The 20559-nt window shown below is 66.2% G+C and carries 22 protein-coding genes; 11 read left to right on the forward strand and 11 right to left on the reverse strand.

All coding sequences use genetic code 11. The features are described from left to right. The first annotated feature begins 56 nt into the window (after nt 1-56). On the forward strand, nt 57-941 hold the full coding sequence (gene serB, locus HMI58_RS14165) for a phosphoserine phosphatase SerB (protein ID WP_171620654.1): 885 nt from the start codon (nt 57-59) through the stop codon (nt 939-941). A gap of 63 nt (nt 942-1004) precedes the next feature. Here the strand turns inward: serB and HMI58_RS14170 are convergent, their stop codons facing one another. Continuing rightward, entirely contained in the window at nt 1005-1748 is a 744-nt protein-coding gene (locus HMI58_RS14170; protein WP_171620656.1) for an SDR family oxidoreductase, read from the reverse strand. A 61-nt stretch (nt 1749-1809) separates the two neighbouring features. Further along, on the reverse strand, nt 1810-2547 hold the full coding sequence (locus HMI58_RS14175) for a beta-ketoacyl-ACP reductase (RefSeq protein WP_171585143.1): 738 nt from the start codon (nt 2545-2547) through the stop codon (nt 1810-1812). 137 nt (nt 2548-2684) lie between these two features. Between HMI58_RS14175 and HMI58_RS14180 the strand changes: the two genes are divergently transcribed. The 3 genes from HMI58_RS14180 to HMI58_RS14190 are packed head-to-tail and all read left to right on the forward strand — an operon-like array spanning nt 2685 to nt 4210. Next, on the forward strand, nt 2685-3110 hold the full coding sequence (locus tag HMI58_RS14180) for a DUF3099 domain-containing protein (RefSeq protein WP_171585142.1): 426 nt from the start codon (nt 2685-2687) through the stop codon (nt 3108-3110). Further along, complete coding sequence (locus HMI58_RS14185) at nt 3107-3373, forward strand: hypothetical protein (protein WP_171620658.1); 267 nt, start codon at nt 3107-3109, stop codon at nt 3371-3373. The genes HMI58_RS14180 and HMI58_RS14185 overlap by 4 nt, the downstream gene beginning before the upstream one ends. Next, nucleotides 3374-4210, forward strand: a complete 837-nt coding sequence (locus HMI58_RS14190) for an SURF1 family protein (RefSeq protein WP_171620660.1) — start codon at nt 3374-3376, stop codon at nt 4208-4210. It begins immediately after the preceding gene. Between the two features lie 10 nt (nt 4211-4220). On the opposite strand, the gene HMI58_RS14195 is transcribed toward HMI58_RS14190, so the two are convergent. Further along, nucleotides 4221-5819 carry an ABC-F family ATP-binding cassette domain-containing protein gene (locus tag HMI58_RS14195; RefSeq protein WP_171585139.1) on the reverse strand — a complete coding sequence of 533 codons (1599 nt, stop codon included), beginning with the start codon at nt 5817-5819 and terminating at the stop codon, nt 4221-4223. A 153-nt stretch (nt 5820-5972) separates the two neighbouring features. On the opposite strand from HMI58_RS14195, the gene HMI58_RS14200 reads away from it, so the two are divergent. From HMI58_RS14200 to HMI58_RS14210, 3 genes are read left to right on the forward strand one after another with little or no spacing between them, the layout of a single operon-like run. Next, nucleotides 5973-6605, forward strand: coding sequence for a biotin transporter BioY (locus tag HMI58_RS14200; RefSeq protein ID WP_171620662.1), 633 nt, complete (start codon nt 5973-5975; stop codon nt 6603-6605). Then, nucleotides 6602-7318, forward strand: a complete 717-nt coding sequence (locus tag HMI58_RS14205) for an ABC transporter ATP-binding protein (RefSeq protein WP_171620664.1) — start codon at nt 6602-6604, stop codon at nt 7316-7318. Before HMI58_RS14200 ends, HMI58_RS14205 begins: the two co-directional genes overlap by 4 nt. Next, entirely contained in the window at nt 7315-7968 is a 654-nt protein-coding gene (locus HMI58_RS14210) for an energy-coupling factor transporter transmembrane protein EcfT (protein WP_171620666.1), read from the forward strand. The genes HMI58_RS14205 and HMI58_RS14210 overlap by 4 nt, the downstream gene beginning before the upstream one ends. A gap of 62 nt (nt 7969-8030) precedes the next feature. Here the strand turns inward: HMI58_RS14210 and HMI58_RS14215 are convergent, their stop codons facing one another. The 6 genes from HMI58_RS14215 to HMI58_RS14240 form a co-directional block, all read right to left on the reverse strand. Continuing rightward, nucleotides 8031-8360: a metal-sulfur cluster assembly factor gene (locus HMI58_RS14215; RefSeq protein WP_171585135.1), complete on the reverse strand. Its 330-nt coding sequence runs from the start codon at nt 8358-8360 to the stop codon at nt 8031-8033. Nucleotides 8361-8406: 46 nt separating this feature from the next. Continuing rightward, complete coding sequence (gene sufC, locus HMI58_RS14220; RefSeq protein WP_171585134.1) at nt 8407-9195, reverse strand: Fe-S cluster assembly ATPase SufC; 789 nt, start codon at nt 9193-9195, stop codon at nt 8407-8409. A 90-nt stretch (nt 9196-9285) separates the two neighbouring features. Next, nucleotides 9286-9645, reverse strand: coding sequence for a non-heme iron oxygenase ferredoxin subunit (locus HMI58_RS14225; protein WP_171585133.1), 360 nt, complete (start codon nt 9643-9645; stop codon nt 9286-9288). After that, complete coding sequence (gene sufD / locus HMI58_RS14230) at nt 9645-10910, reverse strand: Fe-S cluster assembly protein SufD (protein WP_171620668.1); 1266 nt, start codon at nt 10908-10910, stop codon at nt 9645-9647. The genes HMI58_RS14225 and sufD overlap by 1 nt, the downstream gene beginning before the upstream one ends. 3 nt (nt 10911-10913) lie before the next feature. Next, nucleotides 10914-12389 (reverse strand): Fe-S cluster assembly protein SufB, encoded by a 1476-nt coding sequence (sufB, locus tag HMI58_RS14235; RefSeq protein ID WP_171585131.1) that lies wholly within the window; start codon nt 12387-12389, stop codon nt 10914-10916. Beyond that, nucleotides 12389-13240 (reverse strand): helix-turn-helix domain-containing protein, encoded by an 852-nt coding sequence (locus HMI58_RS14240; protein ID WP_171620670.1) that lies wholly within the window; start codon nt 13238-13240, stop codon nt 12389-12391. The genes sufB and HMI58_RS14240 overlap by 1 nt, the downstream gene beginning before the upstream one ends. A gap of 168 nt (nt 13241-13408) precedes the next feature. Here HMI58_RS14240 and HMI58_RS14245 point away from each other — a divergent pair, with 168 nt between their 5' ends. The 3 genes from HMI58_RS14245 to HMI58_RS14255 are packed head-to-tail and all read left to right on the forward strand — an operon-like array spanning nt 13409 to nt 16105. Further along, nucleotides 13409-14359, forward strand: coding sequence for an ABC transporter ATP-binding protein (locus tag HMI58_RS14245; RefSeq protein ID WP_171620672.1), 951 nt, complete (start codon nt 13409-13411; stop codon nt 14357-14359). Further along, complete coding sequence (locus tag HMI58_RS14250) at nt 14356-15099, forward strand: ABC transporter permease (RefSeq protein ID WP_171585128.1); 744 nt, start codon at nt 14356-14358, stop codon at nt 15097-15099. Before HMI58_RS14245 ends, HMI58_RS14250 begins: the two co-directional genes overlap by 4 nt. 4 nt (nt 15100-15103) lie before the next feature. Beyond that, entirely contained in the window at nt 15104-16105 is a 1002-nt protein-coding gene (locus tag HMI58_RS14255; RefSeq protein ID WP_171585127.1) for a COX15/CtaA family protein, read from the forward strand. Here the strand turns inward: HMI58_RS14255 and HMI58_RS14260 are convergent. Further along, the gene (locus tag HMI58_RS14260) at nt 16089-16994 is read right to left on the reverse strand and encodes a dihydrodipicolinate synthase family protein (RefSeq protein WP_171620674.1); all 906 of its coding nucleotides are present in this window, start codon (nt 16992-16994) and stop codon (nt 16089-16091) included. The genes HMI58_RS14255 and HMI58_RS14260 overlap by 17 nt on opposite strands. Before the next feature lie 63 nt (nt 16995-17057). Beyond that, nucleotides 17058-18002, reverse strand: coding sequence for a heme o synthase (locus HMI58_RS14265; RefSeq protein WP_171585125.1), 945 nt, complete (start codon nt 18000-18002; stop codon nt 17058-17060). Between the two features lie 366 nt (nt 18003-18368). On the opposite strand from HMI58_RS14265, the gene tkt reads away from it, so the two are divergent. Then, nucleotides 18369-20549: a transketolase gene (tkt, locus tag HMI58_RS14270; RefSeq protein ID WP_171585124.1), complete on the forward strand. Its 2181-nt coding sequence runs from the start codon at nt 18369-18371 to the stop codon at nt 20547-20549. Nucleotides 20550-20559 lie beyond the last annotated feature (10 nt).

Consider the following 20559-nt stretch of genomic DNA (forward strand, 5'->3'; position numbering starts at 1 on the left):
CTGGTGAGGCGCTGACTGCGTCGCAGGTGCACGACGACGACTGAAAGCTGAGGAATATGCCCAGGGAATTCGGTGTGGTCAGTTACGGTGTGGAACTCACCGATGACTTCCTGATCGCTGTTCAGGGGTCTGTGCAGGGCACGGGCGCCCAGATCGTCGAGCTCGAAAATGGCGGCGATTCCCGTTTCCAGGCGTCCACGTTGATCGTTTCGTTTGACGGCGACGCAGCGGACCTGCGGAAGGTTGTAGAGCCGCATGTGACGCGCGAACTGGGGGTCGCCGTCGTCCCTCCGGAGCTGCTGGCGGAGGGCCGGAAACTGCTGATCATGGACGTGGACTCGACCCTCATCCGGCAGGAGGTGATCGAGCTCCTCGCTGCGCATGCCGGGCGGGAGGCCGAGGTCGCTGCGGTCACGGAGGCGGCGATGCGGGGAGAGATTGACTTCACCGAGAGCCTGCGTTCACGGGTGGCGGTGTTGAAGGGGCTGCCCGTTAGCGTTCTCACCGAGGTGGGCGCGAGAATCGAACTCAGCGACGGCGCTGCGGAGCTGGTGCGGCACTATCTGCTGGCCGGCCACGCGGTGGCCGCCGTTTCCGGTGGGTTCACCCAGCTGCTGGACCCGCTCGCGGCGCAGCTCGGCCTGACGTTCGCCGAGGCGAACCTGCTGGGTATCAGTGCTGACGGCCACCTCACCGGTGAGGTGGTGGGCCCCGTGGTGGACCGCGTGGCAAAGGAACGCGCCCTGCGGCGCTGGGCTGCTGAGGCGGGCGTTCCGCTGGAGCGGACCATCGCCGTCGGCGACGGGGCGAATGACCTGGACATGCTGACGGCGGCAGCCCTGGGCGTGGCGTTCAATGCTAAACCGGCGGTCCGTGCGGCCGCGGACGCCTCGATCGATTTGCCCTACCTGGATCTGGTCAGGCACTTCAGCCGGCACTGACCCATCCCCGCGCGGATGGACTTCACCGCCCCCGGACCCATCCGGGGGCAGCGAACGAACCTTCTACTTGGTGAAGTATTCGTGCCCACCGACGTACTCAGTGTGGCCGCTGGGCACATCAGCAGTGGCCATGTTGGCGATCTCCGCCGCGAACTCGGCGACCGAGTAGAGCTTCCCGGCCTGCTCGCGGCGCGCCTCAATGGCTCCCGGGGTTGCCCGGTCGAGCAGGGTGGCAGTGACAGTGCCCTCGATCATGTCGCCGGAGACCACCACGAGGGTGATGCCCTTGGCTTCCAACTCGGGGAGCAGCTCGCGGAGCGCATCCTCGCCGGCACGCTTGCTGCGGGCCACGGCCTCGTAGGCCTCCATGGTGGGGACCTCGTTGATGAAGTGCGCCTGGTGGCTGGTGATGAAGACCACCCGCGACCCGGCGGGCATGACCTCCATCGCGGCGCGCAGTATGTTGACCTGGGCGTCGCGGTTGAGCTTCAGGGCATAGTCTTCCTCGACCCCTGACTCCATGCCGCCGGACGCGTTGAGGACCAGCAGTCCCAGCCCGCCGAAGTTGTCGACGGCCGCCTGGATCAGCGCTGCCGATCCCTCAGCGGTGGTCAGGTCGGCGCCCACGGCGACGGCCTTGCCGCCGGCCGCCTCGATACCGGCCACCACCTTTGCCGCGCGGGGTGCCTTCTGGCGGTAGTTGACGACGACCGCGGCACCCTGGTCGGCGAGTAGTTTCGCGACATCAGCCCCGATTCCCCGTGATGATCCAGTAACGATTGCGGTTGTGCCGGTCAGCGCAGCCATGGGTACTCCTTAGGTTCGATGAAGGTGGTGGTGATTGCTGCAGGTGCGCCGTCGGACGACGCTAGTGGCCCATGCCCAGGCCGCCGTCGACCGGGATGACAGCGCCGGAGATGTAGGCGGCTTCGTCGCTGGCAATCCACTTCACCACGTTGGCCACCTCGGTGGGCTCGGCGAAGCGGCGGGCCGGGATGGTCGCGAGGTAGTTCTTGCGGGTGTCCTCGGGCAGTTCGGCGGTCATATCGGTGTTGATGAAGCCTGGGGCCACCACATTGGCGGTGATCCCGCGGGAGCCGAGCTCGCGGGTCAGGGAGCGGGCAATGCCGATCAGGCCCGCCTTGGAGGCCGAGTAGTTGATCTGGCCCGGTGCACCGTAGAGGCCAGTGACGGAGGAGATGAGGACCACGCGTCCCTGGCGCAGCCGGATCATGCCCTTCGACGCACGCTTGATGACACGGAACGCTCCGGTCAGGTTGGTGTCGATCACGTCGGTGAAGTCGGATTCGGTCATCCGCATCAGCAGGGTGTCGCGGGTGATCCCGGCGTTGGCGACCAGCACCTGCACAGGGCCGTGGGCTTCCTCAACGGCGGTGAACGCGGCATCGACCTGCTCCTCGCTGGTGACATCGGCCTTGACGCCCAGCATGCCCTCGGGAACGTCACCGCTGCGGTACGTGATGGCCACCCGGTCGCCGTTCTCGACGAAGGCCTGCGCAATGGCGAGCCCAATGCCGCGGTTGCCTCCGGTTACCAAAACACTGCGTCCCTGCTCGGCGTCTGCCACGGATTCCTCCAGAATCATTGCTCCAACTATCCCTGCCGATCCTAGCTGGCACCCGCGCAACCGCAAGTTTGCGGCCGGGGGGAACCTTTGGTGTCGCTGGGGCTTTTAACAACTGGGGCACTGGGTGAGACAATTGAGAAGTCCCTTGGAGTGTGATGAGTAAGCAGATCCGGCACGGCGCTGACGTACACAGTATTACTGACGCACGAACCCCCCACAGCGATGAAGTACGCGGGCGGATGATCAAGTACTCCATCTCGATGGGGATCCGCCTAGTGTGCATTATTCTGGTGTTCTTCGTTGATGGCTGGCTGCAGTGGGTGATGATCGCCGGCGCGGTGGTCCTCCCGTACTTCGCCGTCATTGTCGCCAACGGCGGCTCGGACACCAGCGACCTGCCACACAGTCAGTCACTGATCGACAATGTTCCGGTTCCCGCGATCGAGCCCATGGCTCCCGCAGCGGCGGAGCCCGCCAACGATGTGCTGCAGGGCGAGATTATTGACGACGCCGATCCCACTGCCAGCCAGGACATTGACCGCGACCACATCGACCGTGACAAGGGCCGACCCACCGCATGAACCTTCTCGACCAGCTGCAGCAACTGAACCCTGCCCCAAACGAACGGCCAGCGGAAGCTGTGTGCTCACGTAAAGGCTGCCGGCTGCCCGCCGCCTGGCAGCTGCTCTGGAACAACCCCAAGATTCACACGCCGGACCGCCGCAAGATCTGGGTGGCCTGTGCCGACCACCGGGACTGGCTTGAGGACTACCTGCAGACCCGTGGCCTGTGGAAGGAGACCCTGCCGCTAGGCGGGGACACCGTGGGCGGGAACACCGAGTAGATGTACCGTTTCCTTTTCTCACCCCGCTGGCTCGGCTGGCTGGCACTCGTGAGCGTCCTGGCCCTGGCGTGCGGTGCCCTCGGGATGTGGCAGCTGGACCGCCGGGATCAGCTCGCTGACACGATCGAGCGGATCGAGGCGAACTACGATCAACCGGCCGCGCCCTACGCTGCGGGGTCCGCCGACTTCAGGTCCTTCGACCCGGCAGAGGAGTGGCTGCCCATCGAGTTGACCGGCACCTACGACACCGCCAACCAGCTCATCGTGCGGAACCGACCCTTCAGTGGGCGCCCCGGCTACGAGGTGCTGGTGCCCCTGCAGCTCGCCGACGGGTCAGCGGTCATCATCAACCGTGGCTGGCTTCCGATCGGCAACGATGAGGCGGGGCGTCCCGACGCCTTCCCGCAGCCGCCCGAGGGTGAGGTCACAGTGACCGCCAGGATCAAACCAGGTGAGCCGGAGCTGGACCGCGGAGCGCCGGACGGGCAAATTGCCTCGATCGACCTCACCCGGTACCAGGAGGTGGTCGGCTACGACCTGCAGACCGGAGCCTACGGCCTGATGTCGGCGGAAAGCCCCAGTCCTGCAACGTCGCCCCAGATTTTTCCCCGTCCGTATCTCGACTCGGGACCGCACCTGTCCTACTCGATGCAGTGGTTCGCCTTCGGGGCCCTCCTGTTCGTCGGCTTCGGCTACGCCGCCCGGCAGCAACAGCGTTCCGACGAGGAGGACCTGGCAGAAGCCAATGGCACAGTCCAGGCTGCGCCGGTCAGGCGACACCGCCGACCGACGGCCGAGGAAGAAGAGGACGCCTTCCTCGACGCGCGCGGCTACTAGCGGATTACCGCTAGGCCATCGTCACCAGGTCGAGGTAGTCATCGCTCCAGAGGTCCTCGACGCCGTCGGGCAGCAGGACCACCCGCTCGGGGTTCAGCGCCTCAACCGCGCCCTCGTCGTGACTGACCAGAACGACGGCGCCGCTGTAGTTGCGGAGCGCACCGAGGATTTCGGCGCGGCTCGCGGGGTCGAGGTTGTTGGTCGGTTCGTCGAGCAGCAGGACATTCGCCGACGACGCGACGATCGTTGCCAGGGCCAGGCGCGTCTTCTCACCGCCGGAAAGCACCCCGGCAGGCTTGTCGACGTCGTCACCGGTGAACAGGAACGAGCCGAGGACGCCCCGGACCTCCGCGTCCTTCATGTCCGGCGCGGACGAGCGCATGTTCTCCAGCACGGTCCGCTCGGTGTCCAGGGTTTCGTGCTCCTGGGCGTAGTAGCCCACCTTCAGGCCGTGGCCGGGGATGACCTCGCCGGTATCGGGCTTGTCGACCCCTGCCAGCATCCTGAGCAGGGTCGTCTTGCCGGCACCGTTGAGTCCCAGGATGACAACCTTCGAGCCCCGGTCGATGGCCAGGTCGACGTCGGTGAAAATTTCCAGTGACCCGTACGACTTGCTGAGGCCCTCAGCGGTCATCGGCGTCTTGCCACACGGCGAGGGCTCGGGGAACCGCAGGGCGGCGACGCGGTCCTGCGCACGGACCGCTTCCAGCCCACCCAGCAGACGTTCGGCACGCTTGGCCATGTTCTGCGCGGCGACGGCCTTCGTGGCCTTCGCTCGCATCTTGTTGGCCTGGTCCATGAGGACCTGGGCCTTCTTCTCCGTATTGGCACGCTCACGCTTGCGGGCGCGCTCATCGGTTTCGCGCTGCTGCAGGTAGCGCTTCCAGCCGATGTTGTAGATGTCGATGGTGGCGCGGTTGGCGTCCAGGTGGAACACCTTGTTCACCGTCGCCTCCAAGAGGTCCACGTCATGGCTGATCACGATCAGTCCGCCCTGGTGGTTCTTCAGGAACTCGCGCAGCCAGGTGATGGAGTCGGCGTCGAGGTGGTTGGTGGGCTCGTCGAGGAGCATGGTCTCGGCACCCGAGTAGAGGATGCGGGCGAGCTCGACACGACGGCGCTGGCCACCGGAAAGAGTGCTCAAGGACTGGTTGAGGATGCGGTCCGGGAGGGCGAGGTTGGAGGATATGGCAGCAGCTTCGGCCTCCGCCGCGTAACCGCCGTGGGCGAGGAACTCCGCCTCAATCCGGTCATAGCGCGCCATTGCCTTGTCGCGCACCGCGTTGTTCTCACTGGCCATGTCTTCCTGGGCCGCGCGGAGCTTCGTGACGACGACGTCGAGGTTGCGCGCGGACAGGATGCGGTCGCGTGCCAACTGGGTCATGTCCGGGGTGCGCGGATCCTGGGGCAGGTAACCGATCTCTCCCTTGCGGGTCACAGTGCCGCCAGCGGGCAGCCCCTCCCCCGCCATGACGCGCGTGAGGGTGGTCTTGCCGGCACCGTTGCGCCCTACCAGGCCAATCTTGTCCCCGCGGTCAACACGGAATGACACCGCATCCATAAGCAGGCGTGCTCCCGCGCGCAGCTCTAAGTTCGAGACGGTAATCAATTACGTGGCCTTTCAATGGATCGGGTCCGCATCATCGGGTGTTTGCTGGAAGCCTAGTTTTTGTAGGAAACCTACAAGCGAATTTGAATCCGGGGGCACTAATCTCAGTAAGTGACGGCACGCTGTTGTCGATAACTAACAGAAAGAGCCATCATGCGTCTGAAGAATCAGGTTCCGGCGGCCGCCGCTGTGGATAGTCCCACTCACGCCAGGCGCCGCTGGAATGCCACGGATCTTTCGCTGATCGCGGTCTTCGCGGCCTTGGTGGCCGCTCTTGCAATCCTACCCGCTATCCCCGCCGGCCCGCTCGGTGTGCCGGTGACCCTCCAGACCCTCGCCGTCATGGTGACAGGGATTGTGCTCGGCCCGGGCCGCGGTTTCGCTGCGGTGGCACTGTATTTGGTCGTGGGACTGGCCGGTCTTCCCATCTTCAGCGGCTTCAGCGGAGGCGTGGGAGTTCTCGCCGGTCCGTCTGCCGGGTACCTGCTGGCCTTCCCCCTCGCGGCGCTGGTCGCCGGGTTCCTGGCCCGACTGGTGCTGGCCAGGGTCCAAAGGTTCCGTTATGCAGCACTCTTCGCGGCCTGCCTGACCGCCAGTCTGCTCGTCATCCACCCCCTCGGTATTGCGGGTCTGATGATCAACGGAAAGCTGGACTTCGTGGCAGCCGTCGCCGCCGACATCATCTATCTGCCCGGCGACGTGCTGAAGAACCTGATCGCCGCGGCCATCGGCCTGAGCGTGCACCGCGCGTTCCCCCGCCTGATTGGCGGCACCCACCAGCGATGATCGTTTTCGAGGGGGCAACGGTCAGCGTGCCGGGGCCGGACGGTGACCGACGGATCCTGGAGCCCCTAAGCGTCACCCTCGCCGAGCGGCGGATCGCCGTGATCGGCGCCAACGGCTCGGGCAAATCCACCCTCCTGAAGCTGATCAACGGGCTGGTTACCCCGACGGCGGGACGGGTGCTGGTTGAGGGACTGGACACGGTCAAGGCCGGCCGAGCGGTCCGCCAGCGGGTCGGGTTCGTCTTTACCGATCCCCTGTCGCAGCTTGTGATGCCCACGGGACTCGAAGACGTTGAATTGTCGCTGCGCGCCCGTCTCCGCAACCCCACCGAACGCCGGACCACCGCCCTGGGCGTCCTGGAACGGTTCGGGCTGGCACCCCTGGCCGAGCAGAGTATCTATGACCTCTCGGGTGGTGAACGGCAGCTGATGGCCCTGGCAGCCGTCCTCGCCGTCGACCCCCGCATCCTGGTGGCCGACGAACCCACCACCCTGCTGGACCTGCGCAATGAGCGCCGGGTCCGCCGGCTGTTCAGCGGCCTGGATCAGCAGCTTGTCTTCACCACCCACGACCTGGAATTCGCCGGCGACAGTGACCGGGTGCTGGTGATCGACGACGGTCGGCTCGTGTTCGACGGCGACCCCCGCACCGCCATCGACCACTACCGGGGTCTGCACCTGGACGCCGGGAAGCTGCCGGGAGACGACCGGTGAGGGGGCACGGGAGCCTGCTGGGCACCTATGTGGACGGTGACTCCCTGCTGCACCGCGCACCCCTGTGGCCGAAGGGGCTCGGCGTCCTGCTGCTGTCGACGGGCGTGCTGCTCGCCAACCGTCCTGCCGTCACCGGTGCGGCCCTGGCCCTGGTCACGGTCGGCTACCTGGTGGGGGCACGGTTATCCCCGATACACCTGTGGCGACCGTTGGCACCGGTCTGGCCGATGCTGGTCATCCTTGCCGGGTATCAGCTGATCGTCAACGGCCCTGCGGCGGCGCTGCTACTTGTCGGGAACATTGGTACCTGTCTCCTGGCCGCCCGTCTGCTCACCCTGACCACCGAGGGGCAGCGCCTGCTGGACGGGCTGGTCTCCCTCGCCGTTCCGTTCCGCCGGCTGGGTGCGGACCCGGAGCGGTTCGGGCTGACCCTCGCACTCATGACCCGCAGCGTGCCCTACCTGGTGGGTTCCGTCGCCGACGTGCGCGATGCTGCGAGGGCGCGCGGTCTGGAACGAAATCCGCGGGCCCTGGTCATCCCGGTGGTCATCGGCGCCGTCGCCTACGCGCACCAGACCGGTGAGGCGCTGGCCGCGCGGGGGCTGGGCGAGGCGGGCCCATCGGCAGCAGCCGGCGCCAGCGAGGACTGAGCCGGGATACAACAAGGGCGCTACACCAGTGGTGCAGCGCCCTTGTCGGTACGGTCCGGAGCCTAGATGTTGAACCCGAGGGCCCGCATCTGGTCGCGGCCGTCTTCGGTGATCTTTTCGGGACCCCATGGCGGCATCCACACCCAGTTCAGGCGCCAGTCATCGACGATGCCGTCGAGAGACTGTCCCACCTGCTCCTCGATGACGTCCGTCAGCGGGCAGGCCGCCGTCGTGAGCGTCATGTCGATCAGGAGGGCGCCGTCGTCGGCGTATTTCAGGCCGTACAGGAGCCCCAGGTCGACGATGTTGACACCCAGCTCGGGGTCAATCACGTCCTTGAGGGCTTCCTCGACGTCGTCTATCGCGGTCTGTCCCGCGTTCACTTCACTCATTGTTGTCTACCTTCTCGAAACGTTACCGAGCTCAATACCAACGAACTTAGGCGCCGGCCGGTGCGTCGACGGAAGCCGCGGCAGGGGTTCCAAAGCGGTCGTAGCCTTCCGCTTCGAGGCGGTCAGCCAGCTCCGGGCCACCCTGCTCGGCGATCCTGCCGTCAACGAACACGTGCACGAAGTCAGGCTTGATGTAGCGCAGGATCCGTGTGTAGTGGGTAATCAACAGGGTACCCATTCCGCCCTTGGAGTGCTCGCGGTTGACGCCCTCGGAGACCACCTTGAGCGCGTCGACGTCGAGGCCGGAGTCGGTCTCGTCGAGGATGGCGAAGCGGGGCTTGAAGAGCTCAAGCTGGAGGATCTCGACGCGCTTCTTCTCGCCGCCGGAGAAGCCCTCGTTGACGTTGCGCTGGGCGAAGTCGGCATCGATGCGCAGCTGCGACATCGCTTCCTTGACGTCCTTGGTCCAGTGGCGCAGGCTCGGGGCCTTGCCGTCCAGCGCGGTCTTCGCGGTGCGCAGGAAGTTGGTCATGGTCACGCCGGGCACCTCGACGGGGTACTGCATGGCCAGGAACAGACCGGCGCGGGCCCGCTCGTCGACGCTCATGTCGAGGACATCCTCACCGTCGAGGGTGATGGATCCGCTGTCCACGAGGTACCGGGGGTGGCCGGCGATCGTGGAGGCGAGGGTCGACTTGCCGGAGCCGTTGGGGCCCATGATGGCGTGTGACTCACCGGTGTTGATGGTCAGGCTGACGCCTTTGAGGATCTGCTTCCGGGCCCCCTGCTCCGTCTCGATGCTGACGTGGAGGTCCTTGATTTCAAGGGTGGACATCTGTGGTTCTCCTTCGCGCCCTGCGTGGCAGGGAGTGCAATGTGGGTTCGGGTTCGATCACCACCGGGGCGATCGAAAGTGTGGGGGTGGCTAACCGAGGTCGGGGACAGCGGCACCGTTGGTGACGGTGGTGATGTCCACGTAGACCTCGTCGCCGTGGATTTCCAGGGCAAACACCGGGACGGGTTCGTAGGCTGGCAGCTGCAGCGGGGCGCCGCTGCGCAGGTCGAACTGCGACCCATGGCCCCAGCACTCGATGACACAACCCTCGACGTCGCCCTCGGAAAGGGAAATGTCGGCGTGGGAGCAGGTGTCACCGAGGGCGTGGATCGCGCCCTCGGAGTCTTTCACCACTGCCACCGGGTAGTCGTCGATCAGGATGCGCAGGGCCTGCCGGACTTCAATGTCGTTGACATTGCAGACCAGCTCGCCCTTCGGTGCGTCGGTCATTAGATGTTTCCTGCCGCAAGTTCCCGCTCGACGGCGTCGGTGAGCCGTTCCTCGAGCGCTGGCACCTTGATCTGCTGGATGACCTCGTTGAGGAAACCGCGGACCACCAGACGGCGGGCGGTCTTCTCGTCGATGCCGCGTGCCATCAGGTAGAACAGGTGCTCGTCGTCGAACCGGCCGGTGGCGCTGGCGTGGCCGGCACCCTCGATCAGTCCGGTTTCGATCTCCAGGTTGGGGACCGAGTCCGAACGGGTACCGTCGGTCAGCAGGAGGTTACGGTTTGTCTCGTACGTGTCGGTTCCCTCGGCCGCCTTGCGGATCAGCACGTCGCCGACCCAGACGGTGTGGGCATCCTGGCCCTGCAGTGCACCCTTGTACGTGACACGGGACTTGCAGTTGGGGACGGCGTGGTCAACGAGCAACCGCTGCTCCAGGTGCTGGCCGGCGTCGGCGAAGTACAGTCCGTACATCTCCACCTCTGAGCCGGGGCCGGTGAACAGCGACGACGGCGTCATGCGCACCAGGTCGCCGCCGAGGCTGACGACCACGTGCTTGAACTTCGCGTTCCGCCCGATCTTGGCCTGCTGGGTGGAGGTGTGGACGGCGTCGTCGTCCCACTCCTGCACACTGACAACAGTGAGCTCGGCACCGTCGCCGACGACGATCTCGACGTTCTGCGCGAGAGTGGTCTTCCCATGGTGGTCCAGGACCACCACCGCCTTCGAGAAACGTTCGGCGTTGATGATCAGGTGCTGCGCGGCAGGAGCCTCGTCGACACCATTGATCGAGATCTGCACGTCACCGTCGGCGACGGTTTCCACCGGAATGGTCACCACTGTCGCCTCGGTGAACGCTTCCCAGGCCGCAGCCGAGACCCGGTCATCGGGAACTGAAGCGGAGCCGATCCGTGAGTCGTCACGGCCCACCGTCTCGACCAGGACGTTCGTCGCACCGGTCACCTCGACAGTGGGACCCGTGCCGGTCAGCGGCTGGTTGTGCAGGCCGCGCAGACGCTTCAGCGGTGTGAACCGCCAGTCCTCTTCGCGGCCGTTCAGCGGCGCGAAGTCGGCGAGCTTGTAGGACTTCAGCCGTTCCCCGCGGGAGGCTTCCGGGATGACCGGAGCGTCGCCGTGGCTGTGCTTCTTGGCGCCGTGCTGGACAGTTCCCTCATTGAAGGGGGAAAGGTTCTCCCCCTCCTCGGTGAAACCGTCGATGGCAATTTTTTCTGCGGACGCTGGTGCGTCCAGCTGGGTAGCTTCAGCCATGTGTTAGCCCACGGCCCCTTCCATCTGGAGTTCGATCAGGCGGTTCAGTTCGAGTGCGTACTCCATGGGGAGCTCACGGGCGATCGGCTCGATGAACCCGCGCACGATCATTGCCATGGCTTCGTCCTCGGGCATGCCGCGGGACATCAGGTAGAACAGCTGTTCTTCGCTGACCCGCGAGACGGTTGCCTCGTGGCCCATGGTGACGTCGTCCTCCCGGATATCCACGTACGGGTACGTGTCGGACCGCGAGATCGTGTCGACCAGCAGTGCGTCACAGCGCACGGTGTTCGCCGAGTGCTTGGCGCCCTCGCGAACCTGGACCAAGCCTCGGTAGGCGGCTCGCCCACCGCCCCGGGCCACCGACTTGGAAATGATCGATGACTTGGTGTTTGGCGCGATGTGTACCATCTTGGACCCGGTGTCCTGGTGCTGGCCCTCGCCGGCGAACGCGATCGACAGGGTCTCACCCTTGGCATGCTCGCCGACCAGGTAGACGGCCGGGTACTTCATGGTGACCTTCGAGCCGATGTTGCCGTCGACCCACTCCATGGTGGCGCCCTCGTGGGCGATGGCCCGCTTGGTGACCAGGTTGTACACGTTGTTCGACCAGTTCTGGATGGTGGTGTAACGGACGCGGGCGTCCTTCTTCACCACGATCTCGACGACGGCCGAGTGCAGGGAGTCCGACGTGTAGATCGGGGCGGTGCAGCCCTCGATGTAGTGCACGTAGGAGCCCTCGTCAGCGATGATGAGGGTGCGCTCAAACTGGCCCATGTTCTCGGTGTTGATGCGGAAGTAGGCCTGCAGCGGGATCTCGACGTGAACGCCGGGAGGCACGTAGACGAACGAGCCGCCGGACCAGACCGCCGTGTTCAGTGAGGCGAACTTGTTGTCGCCCACCGGGATGATGGAACCGAAGTACTCCTCGAAGAACTCGGGGTGTTCCTTCAGCGCGGTGTCGGTGTCCATGAAGATGACACCCTGGCGTTCGAGTTCCTCGTTGATCTGGTGGTAGACCACCTCGGACTCGTACTGGGCTGCCACGCCGGAGACCAGACGGTTACGCTCGGCCTCGGGGATCCCGAGCTTCTCGTAGGTGTTCTTGATGTCCTCCGGGAGTTCCTCCCAGCTGCCGGCCTGCTTCTCCGTGGAACGCACGAAGTACTTGATGTTGTCGAAGTCGATGCCCGACAGGTCGGCACCCCATGCGGGCATGGGCTTCCGATCGAAGTACTTCAGGCCCTTCAGGCGCAGGTCGAGCATCCACTCGGGCTCGTCCTTCTTGGCCGAGATGTCGCGGACCACCTCTTCGCTGAGTCCACGCTTGGCGTTGGCGCCGACGTCGTTCTTGTCGGACCAACCGAAGGCATAGTTACCGATGCCTTCGAGCTCGGGGTTGCGCTCCAGGATGTCGCTGATTACTGCTTCCGGAACGGCTGCCTCAGCCATTGTCTTCTGGTCTACTTGATCCGTCATCACGGCCTTTCTTGCTGATGGGTGGATACGGTCGGTTCTAGCTCGGAGGTGTCAGCTCCGGCGGGGGCCGGTGTAACCCGGCCCACGGGAATATGGGTGGTGCAGACGTGGCCGCCGCGGGCGAGCGTCGACAGCCGCCGCACGTCGACGCCGAGCAGCCGGGAGAACACTTCGGTCTCCTGGTCGCAGAACGAGGGGAACTCGGCGGCCAGCTCCTGGACGGGACAGTGCCCCTGGCAGAGCTGGACTGCCAGCATGGCAGTGTTGGGGGCATTCCGGCCAACAACTGTGGTGGACCCCACAAAGCCGTCGGTGGTCAAGGCGCCGGCCAGGGCGCGGGCGCGGTCTTCGAGGTCCGGGCCGGCGGCTTCCACCAGGGGACGGTAGCGGGTTTCCATTTCGGCGAACCGGGTGCGGGCGAACTGCTCGACGGCGTCAGGGCCCGCCATCTCCTGCAACTGGGCGAGTGCCGCCTTGGCGATGGAGAGGTAATCGGTGCCGAGTTCGGTCTGTCCGCGCTGGCTCAGGACGTAGCGCCGGGCGGGTCGGCCAGCACCGGAAGACGGGTTCCCGACGAGTTTCACCTCGATGAGCTGCTTGCGGGACAGCGCGTCCAGATGGCGCCGGACTGCTGCGGGGGTGAAGCCGAGGCGTTCGCCGAGTTCGGCGGCGCTGACGGGGCCGTGTTCCAGGACCGCTGCCAGGACCTTGCTGCGGGTCCGGTCCTCGGCGTCGGACCGAGCCGGTGCCCGGGAGGCCCGCGGCGCGGTGGGAAGGGACGGGGTGCGCGCGACGTCGTCGGCCGGGCGTGGGGTAGCTGGGAAGGTGCTGCCCAGGCGTGCCTGGCTCATTCCGCCTCCTCCGATATCTGCGCTCCGGTGCCGGTCACAGAGTTTTCACGTCCATTGAATAGACAACACAATCATGTCCTAATCTGTTCCTTGCTGCCAGTAAGGTGAGGCTATCCAGCGCACCACCGCCAGCGAGGGCACCTGTACTACATGGCGTAGAATAATTGAGTGCCAAACCCGTCTCCCGCGCTTGAAGTCACAGCGCTCGTCAAGGACTTTGGACCCGTTTCCTCGCTCGACGGCAAGATGGTCAGGGTGCTCGACGGCGTCCACCTTCGAGCCTACCCCGGACAGGTGACGGCCATGCTGGGCGCTAACGGTGCCGGCAAGACCACCACCCTTGAATGCGCTCAGGGTCTGCAGCGCCCCAACGGTGGGTCCGTCAGATTGCTGGGAGAAGACCCGTTCAACGCCGGGGCGGCACTGCGCAGCAGGGTGGGAGTCATGCTGCAGGAAGGCGGGCTGCCGCCGTCGGCGCGGCCGTTGGCCCTGCTGAACCACGTCGCGGCCATGTACGGCTCCCCGCGGCCCGTCGCCGAACTGGCCGACCGGCTGGGCATCAACTCCTACGCCGGTACCGGCATCCGGCGGCTGTCCGGCGGCCAGAAGCAGCGCCTCGCTCTGGCCTGCGCGCTGATCGGCAACCCCGAAGTCCTTTTCCTTGATGAGCCAAGCGCCGGCCTGGACCCACAGTCACGCACCATCGTCTTCGACCTGATCCGCGAACTCCGCGCCGAGGGGCTGGCGATCATCCTCACCACCCACCTGCTCGACGACGCCCAGAAGCTTGCCGACTACGTCTACATTCTCGACGGCGGCCGGACGGTCACCCACGGCACCGTCGCCGACCTGACCGCCGACGACGCCGGCGATACCTACCGTGACCTGCGGTTCCAGGCCGCCCCCAACCTGGACCTCCCGGCAGCAGCCTTTCCTGCCCTCACCCTGCGGGAAACCGAGCCGGGACGATACTCGGTGGCCGGCTGCTTCACCCCTGCCGATCTGACGTCGCTGGCGCGGTGGTGGGAAGAGGCCGGAATCCTGCCGGTTGCCATCACCATGGAGCCACGCTCCCTGGAAGACGTCTTCCTCGACATTTCCGGACGGGACATCCGATGAGTACCGCCGCTCCGCTGACCAAACGAATCCTCCTGCAGGGCCGCTATGAGGCACTGGCGATGCTCCGCAATGGCGAGCAGCTGGTCCTCGCCATTGCCCTGCCGCTGCTGGGGCTCGTGGTCCTGGTCCTCACCCCGTTCCTCGACGGGATGGCATCGAGCCGGATCGACGCCGCAACACCGGGCATCATCGCGCTGTGCGCCATGTCAACAGCGTTCACCGGACAGGGCATCGCCACCGGGTTCGACCGGCGGTACGGGGTGTTGCGGTTCCTCTCGACCACTCCCCTGGGCAAACCTGGGTTGATCCTGGGCAAGGCGCTCGGCGTCGTCGTGGTGCTGGCGGTGCAACTGGTGGTGATCGGCACGGCCGCGGCACTCCTGGGGTGGCGGCCCGACCCCACCGGCCTGCTCATCGGGCTGGTGCAGCTGATCCTGGGCGCTGCCGCGTTCACGGCCCTGGGCCTCCTGGTGGCTGGGACGCTCCGCCCCGAGGCCACCCTGGCGGTGACCAACCTGCTGTGGATCCTGCTGGCGGTCGGCGGCGGCATCGTCCTGCCGGGGACCCTGCTGCCCGACGCGATCCGACCGTTTGTCGATATCCTGCCGTCAGCGGCACTTGGCGACGGACTACGCTCGGCGCTCATCGACGGGGCGTTCAACCTCCCCGCCCTGCTCATTCTCGCGGCCTGGGCAGTCCTGTCCAGCCTTGCCGCAATCCGCTGGTTCAAATGGAGTTAGTTTCATGACACACCCCGCACCCACCGGCTGGAGCCGCGTCACGGCAAAGCTCCCCCGCACCACCTCCCGGCTCGTCCGTCGGCTGGCCCTGGCGTCGCTGATCTCCCAGATCCTGATTGTGGTCACCGGGGGCGCCGTCCGGCTCACTGCCTCGGGCCTGGGGTGCCCCGAATGGCCCCGGTGCACGGCCACCTCGATAGTGAATACCCCGGAAATGGGGATCCACGGAGTGATCGAGTTCGGGAACCGGCTACTCACTTTCGTCCTGACGGCGATCGCCATTGCCATGGTGGTCTCACTCTGGAACCTCCGCAAGGAACGCAAGGACCTGTTCCGTCTGGCGATCGCCCTGGCCGCAGGCATCCCGGCCCAGGCCATCCTCGGCGGTATCACCGTCCTGACCCAGCTCAACCCCTGGGTGGTGGGCTGGCACTTCATCGTCTCGATGGTCCTGATCGTGCTGGCAACGGTGCTGGTCAACCGGGTCCGGCTCAGCACCGCGCAGGCGGCAAGATCGGCCGCTCCGCTCGGGTCGCGGCTGCTGCGCCAGATCCTGAGCGCCGCAGCGGTGCTCACCGCTGTTACCGTCTTCCTCGGGGTCATCGTCACCGGTTCCGGACCCCACGCGGGCGACGCCGGCGCCGCCCGGAACAACCTTGACCCGGACCTGATGACCCGCATCCACGCGGCGCCGGTCTACCTGCTGGTGCTGACGGTCGCCGTCGCGCTGGTGCTGGTCTACCGCGAGTCCACAGCACCGCGGCTGAGGAAATCGGTGGTACTCCTCGCCGCCGTGGTGCTGGCGCAGGGCGCCGTCGGCTACCTGCAGCATTTCCTGCACCTCCCAGTAGCCCTGGTGGCCCTGCACATGCTGGGGGCCTCGGTGCTGACAGCCGCGATGGCGAACAGCCTGTACCTCGCGGTGAGCCGCCAGGAGCACGCCACTCTGGACTTGGGCACCCCTCGCGTCGAAGCCCAGCCCGCGGACCTCAGAGACGCCCGGTAACCTCCAGCGCGTCGACCAGGCGGGCAAGGTCGCGCTGCTCGCTGCCCGGGACAGGCAGGACGGGTAGCCGGGGTTCGCCGGCGTTCACGCCGCACGCCTTCGCCAGCGAGTGGAGCCCGCTCAGTTTCCGCAACCGCAGGACCGCCTGGACCACGGGGAGCAGAAGTTTCCGCGACTCGTCGATGCGGGCGGTATCACCGCTGAGGACAGCCGCGCGGAACTCGGTGTAGGCGACGGGGAGCAGTGCGGCCGGTCCGGTGTGCCAGGCGTCGGCCGCGACGTCGCCCGACGCAATCAGCAGGTCCCCGCTGAGCCCGTGACTCACCGGCTGGCCGGTCAGGGACCGCAACCGGTCGTAGCGCTGGCTGAAGGTGACGACGTCGGCGGCGGTGTCCTTGAAGGCGACGACGTTGGGCAGGTCAAGGAGTTCGGCCACCAGCTCCAGGTCGTAGTGGAACTGGGTGGTACCCGGGTTGTTGTACAGGCAGATCGGCAGGTCGGTCACATCGCAGACGGCTGCGGTCTGCGCTGCTACCTCGTCATTGTTCAACGGCACGTAGGAGACCGGTGACAGCACCACCCCCGAGGCGCCGACGCGCTCCGCGTCGCGGGCGGCGTCCAGCACCTCCCGGGTGCCCACCGAACTGATCCCCACGACCACCGGGACGTCAGCGTCGGATGCGCTGACGGCGTCGACGGCGGTCGCCGCAACCCGGGACCGTTCCCCGGCGTTCAGGTAGGCGAAACTGCCTGATGACCCCAGCACCGCTATCGCATCAACTCCCGAGGACGCCAGGGAGGTCACCAGCGAGGACAGCTCGGGGAAGTTGATGTCACCGTTCTCGTGGAAGGGAGTGACCGGATACGCGATAAGACCGTTGAACACCATGTGCTCATGCTAGCTGTATTGCCCTTGACAGGCGGCAGCGTTAGAAGATGACGGGCGGCAGCGTTAAAAGACCGGGCCGCCGATGAAGGGGTCGATGGCCAGTGCCAGGAACACCACGGTGAGGTAGCTGATGGAGCCGTGGAAGACCTTCATCGAGCCCTTGTCGGTGACGGTCCCGCGGACGGCCGAGGCGTGGAGCTTGTGCGTTTCCGACAGGAACCAGATACCGGAGGCGATGGCGGCCACGGTGAACACCCAGCCGGCACCGCCCACGGGGATCAGCAGCAGGGAGCAGGCAACGGTGGCGTAGGCGTACAGGACCACCTGGACGGAGACCACGCGGGCCCCGGCGATGGCTCCCAGCATGGGCACCTTTGCCGCGTTGTAGTCGTCGCTGTATTTCATGGACAGCGGCCAGTAGTGCGGCGGCGTCCACAGGAAGATGATCAGGAAGAGGACGACGGCGGGCCACTCAACGGTGTTGGTCACCGCGGCCCAGGCGATCAGCACCGGCATGCAGCCCGCGGCGCCGCCCCACACGATGTTCTGCGAGGTGCGGCGCTTGAGGATCAGCGAGTACACAACCACGTAGAAGAAGATCGCCGCGACGCCCAGCGCGGCCGCCAGCGGGTTCGCGCCGAACCACAGCACGGTGATGGCGGCTATGCCGAGGACCCAGGAGAAGATCAGCGCCTCCCGAGGGGACACCTCCCCGGTGACCAACGGGCGCTTCTCGGTGCGGTGCATCACCTTGTCGATGTCGCGGTCGATATAGCAGTTGAACGAGCCGGCACTGCCTGCCGCCAGGGCCCCGCCCACCATGGTGGAGATGATCAGCCAGAGACCGGGCAGGCCGCCCTGGGCGAAGATCATGGTCGGGAGCGTGGTGACCAGCAGCAGCTCAATGACCCGCGGTTTGGTCAGAGCGAGATAGGCCTTCGCCTTGCGTTTGAAACCCGTACTGCTGCCCGTTGTACTGGCAAGGCGCGGATCCTGCTCGGTCTTCACGAGGTAACACTGCCGTTTCTGCTGGGGGGAAAGTCCTCTCTCATCATACTGCCCCGCCGATCCCAGATTTTACAGCGTGTAGAAGTATCGGCCCAGGTCGACGGCGCGTGACTCCCTGCGTCACTATGTGGACAATGAATTTGATTGGCAGCCCAAAGCGATAGGGTTGACGGTAACGCCCGGGCCGTTTCAGCTGGTGTATTTTGCCGGTTGAGCGGAGCGTGGGCAGCGACATGCAAATTTTCAGACAATGCAGATTTTCAACGGTGAACGGCCAGCTGGTCCGGTGCTAGAGGACGGCAATCGCCAGTCCCACTTGAGGCGCCGTGGCGCTGGCCGTGGAGCACAGAGAGGGGCTGAGGTTTCGTGCCGCAGCTTGATACGCAAGAACTGACCTGGACTGACCTGGACAACCGTGCGGTGGATGCCGTGCGGGTACTGGCAGCCGACGCGGTGGAGAAGGTGGGAAACGGCCACCCCGGCACGGCGATGAGCCTGGCGCCCGCCGCCTACCTGCTCTTCCAGAAGCTGATCAGGCACGACCCTTCGCAGCCCGAATGGACCGGCAGGGACCGTTTCGTCCTCTCCCCCGGCCACACCTCGCTCACCCTGTACATCCAGCTCTTCCTCTCCGGCTACGGCCTGGAGCTTGAGGACCTGCAGTCCCTGCGCACCTGGGGCTCCAAGACCCCGGGCCACCCGGAGTACCGGCACACGCCCGGCGTTGAGATCACCACCGGGCCACTCGGCCAGGGCCTGGCCTCAGCGGTGGGCTTCGCCTACGCCCAGCGACGCATGCGCGGCATGATGGACCCCGACGCTGCAGTGGGCGAGAGCCCGTTCGACCACACCATCTGGGTCATCGCTTCCGACGGCGACCTGCAGGAGGGTGTCACTGCCGAAGCCTCCTCCCTCGCCGGGCACCAGGAACTCGGCAACCTGGTGGTGCTCTATGACGAGAACCACATCTCGATTGAGGACGACACCGACATCGCGTTCACCGAGAACGTGCTGGGCCGGTACGAGGCGTACGGCTGGCACGTCCAGCGCGTCGACTGGACCAAGACCGGCGAGTACGTCGAAGACATCGAAGAGCTCCACAGGGCCCTGACGGCTGCACGGGCCGAGACGTCGAAGCCGTCGATCGTGTCCCTGCGCACCATCATCGGCTGGCCCGCCCCCACCAAGCAGAACACCGGCAAGATCCACGGCTCCGCTCTCGGCGCCGATGAGGTGGCAGCCCTGAAGGAGACGCTCGGCCTCGACCCGGCCAAGCACTTCGACGTGGCCGCGGAGGTGCTGGATCATGCACGGCAGGTCGGAGACCGCGGCAAGGCGCTGCGGACCGAGTGGGAGCAGTCGTTCACCGCCTGGCAGCAGGCCAACCCGGACAACGCGAAGCTCCTGGACCGGATCGCTTCCCGCAAGCTTCCCGATAACTGGGACGATGCCCTCCCCACCTTCGAGGCCGGCAAGGACATGTCAACACGTGCGGCGTCGGGCAAGGTGCTCTCGGCAATTGGCCCGGTCCTTCCCGAACTGTGGGGCGGCTCAGCTGACCTCGCGGAATCGAACAACACCACTATCGAGGGATCGCCGTCGTTCGTCCCCGTCGGCAAGCAGACCGACGCCTGGCAGGGCAACCCGTACGGCCGGGTGCTGCACTTCGGCATCCGGGAGCACGCGGCAGCGGCGATCGTCAACGGTATTGTCATGCACAGCAGCACCCGCGCCTTCTCCGGCACCTTCCTCATCTTCAGCGACTACCAGCGGCCCGCCGTCCGGTTGGGCGCGCTAATGGGCGTTCCATCCATCTACGTGTGGACCCACGACTCGATCGGCCTGGGCGAGGACGGCCCCACCCACCAGCCCGTGGAACAGCTCGCGGCACTCCGGGCGATCCCGGGTCTCGACGTCGTCCGCCCGGGCGACGCCAACGAGGTTGCCGTCGCGTGGCGCACCATCCTGGAGAATACCGAAAACCCGGCCGGCATTGTGCTGACCCGGCAGAACATCCCGACGTACGAGCGGGGCGAGGGCGCAGCCGACGGCGACACCTTCGGTTCCGCCGAGGGCGCTGCCCGGGGCGCGTACATCCTGGCCGAAGCAGCGGGGGGCACCCCCGAGGTCATCCTGATCGGCACCGGGTCGGAGGTCCAGCTGGCTGTTGAGGCGCGCGCAACGCTTCAGGCCGAAGGCATCGCCGCCCGCGTGGTGTCGATGCCGAGCCTCGAGTGGTTCAACCGGCAGGACGAGGCGTACCGCGAGTCGGTACTGCCCGGCAACGTCCTGGCACGGGTGTCGGTCGAGGCCGGCGTGGCCCTGGGCTGGCGTGAACTCATCGGCGACGCCGGCCGGTCGGTCTCACTGGAGCACTTCGGTGCGTCAGCCGACTACAAGCGCCTGTTCAACGAGTTCGGCATCACCGCCGACGCCGTGACCCAGGCCGCCCGCGACTCCATCGCCGCCGCAGGGAACCACCGGGCGCCGAACGGCACGCCGGCCTGGTCCGGCCCCATGTCATCCGAAACCGGCGACCAGCAGTAACAGTCGACAA

It is taken from the genome of Arthrobacter sp. 147(2020) (genome assembly GCF_013116715.1).
Classification (GTDB): Bacteria; Actinomycetota; Actinomycetes; order Actinomycetales; family Micrococcaceae; genus Arthrobacter_D.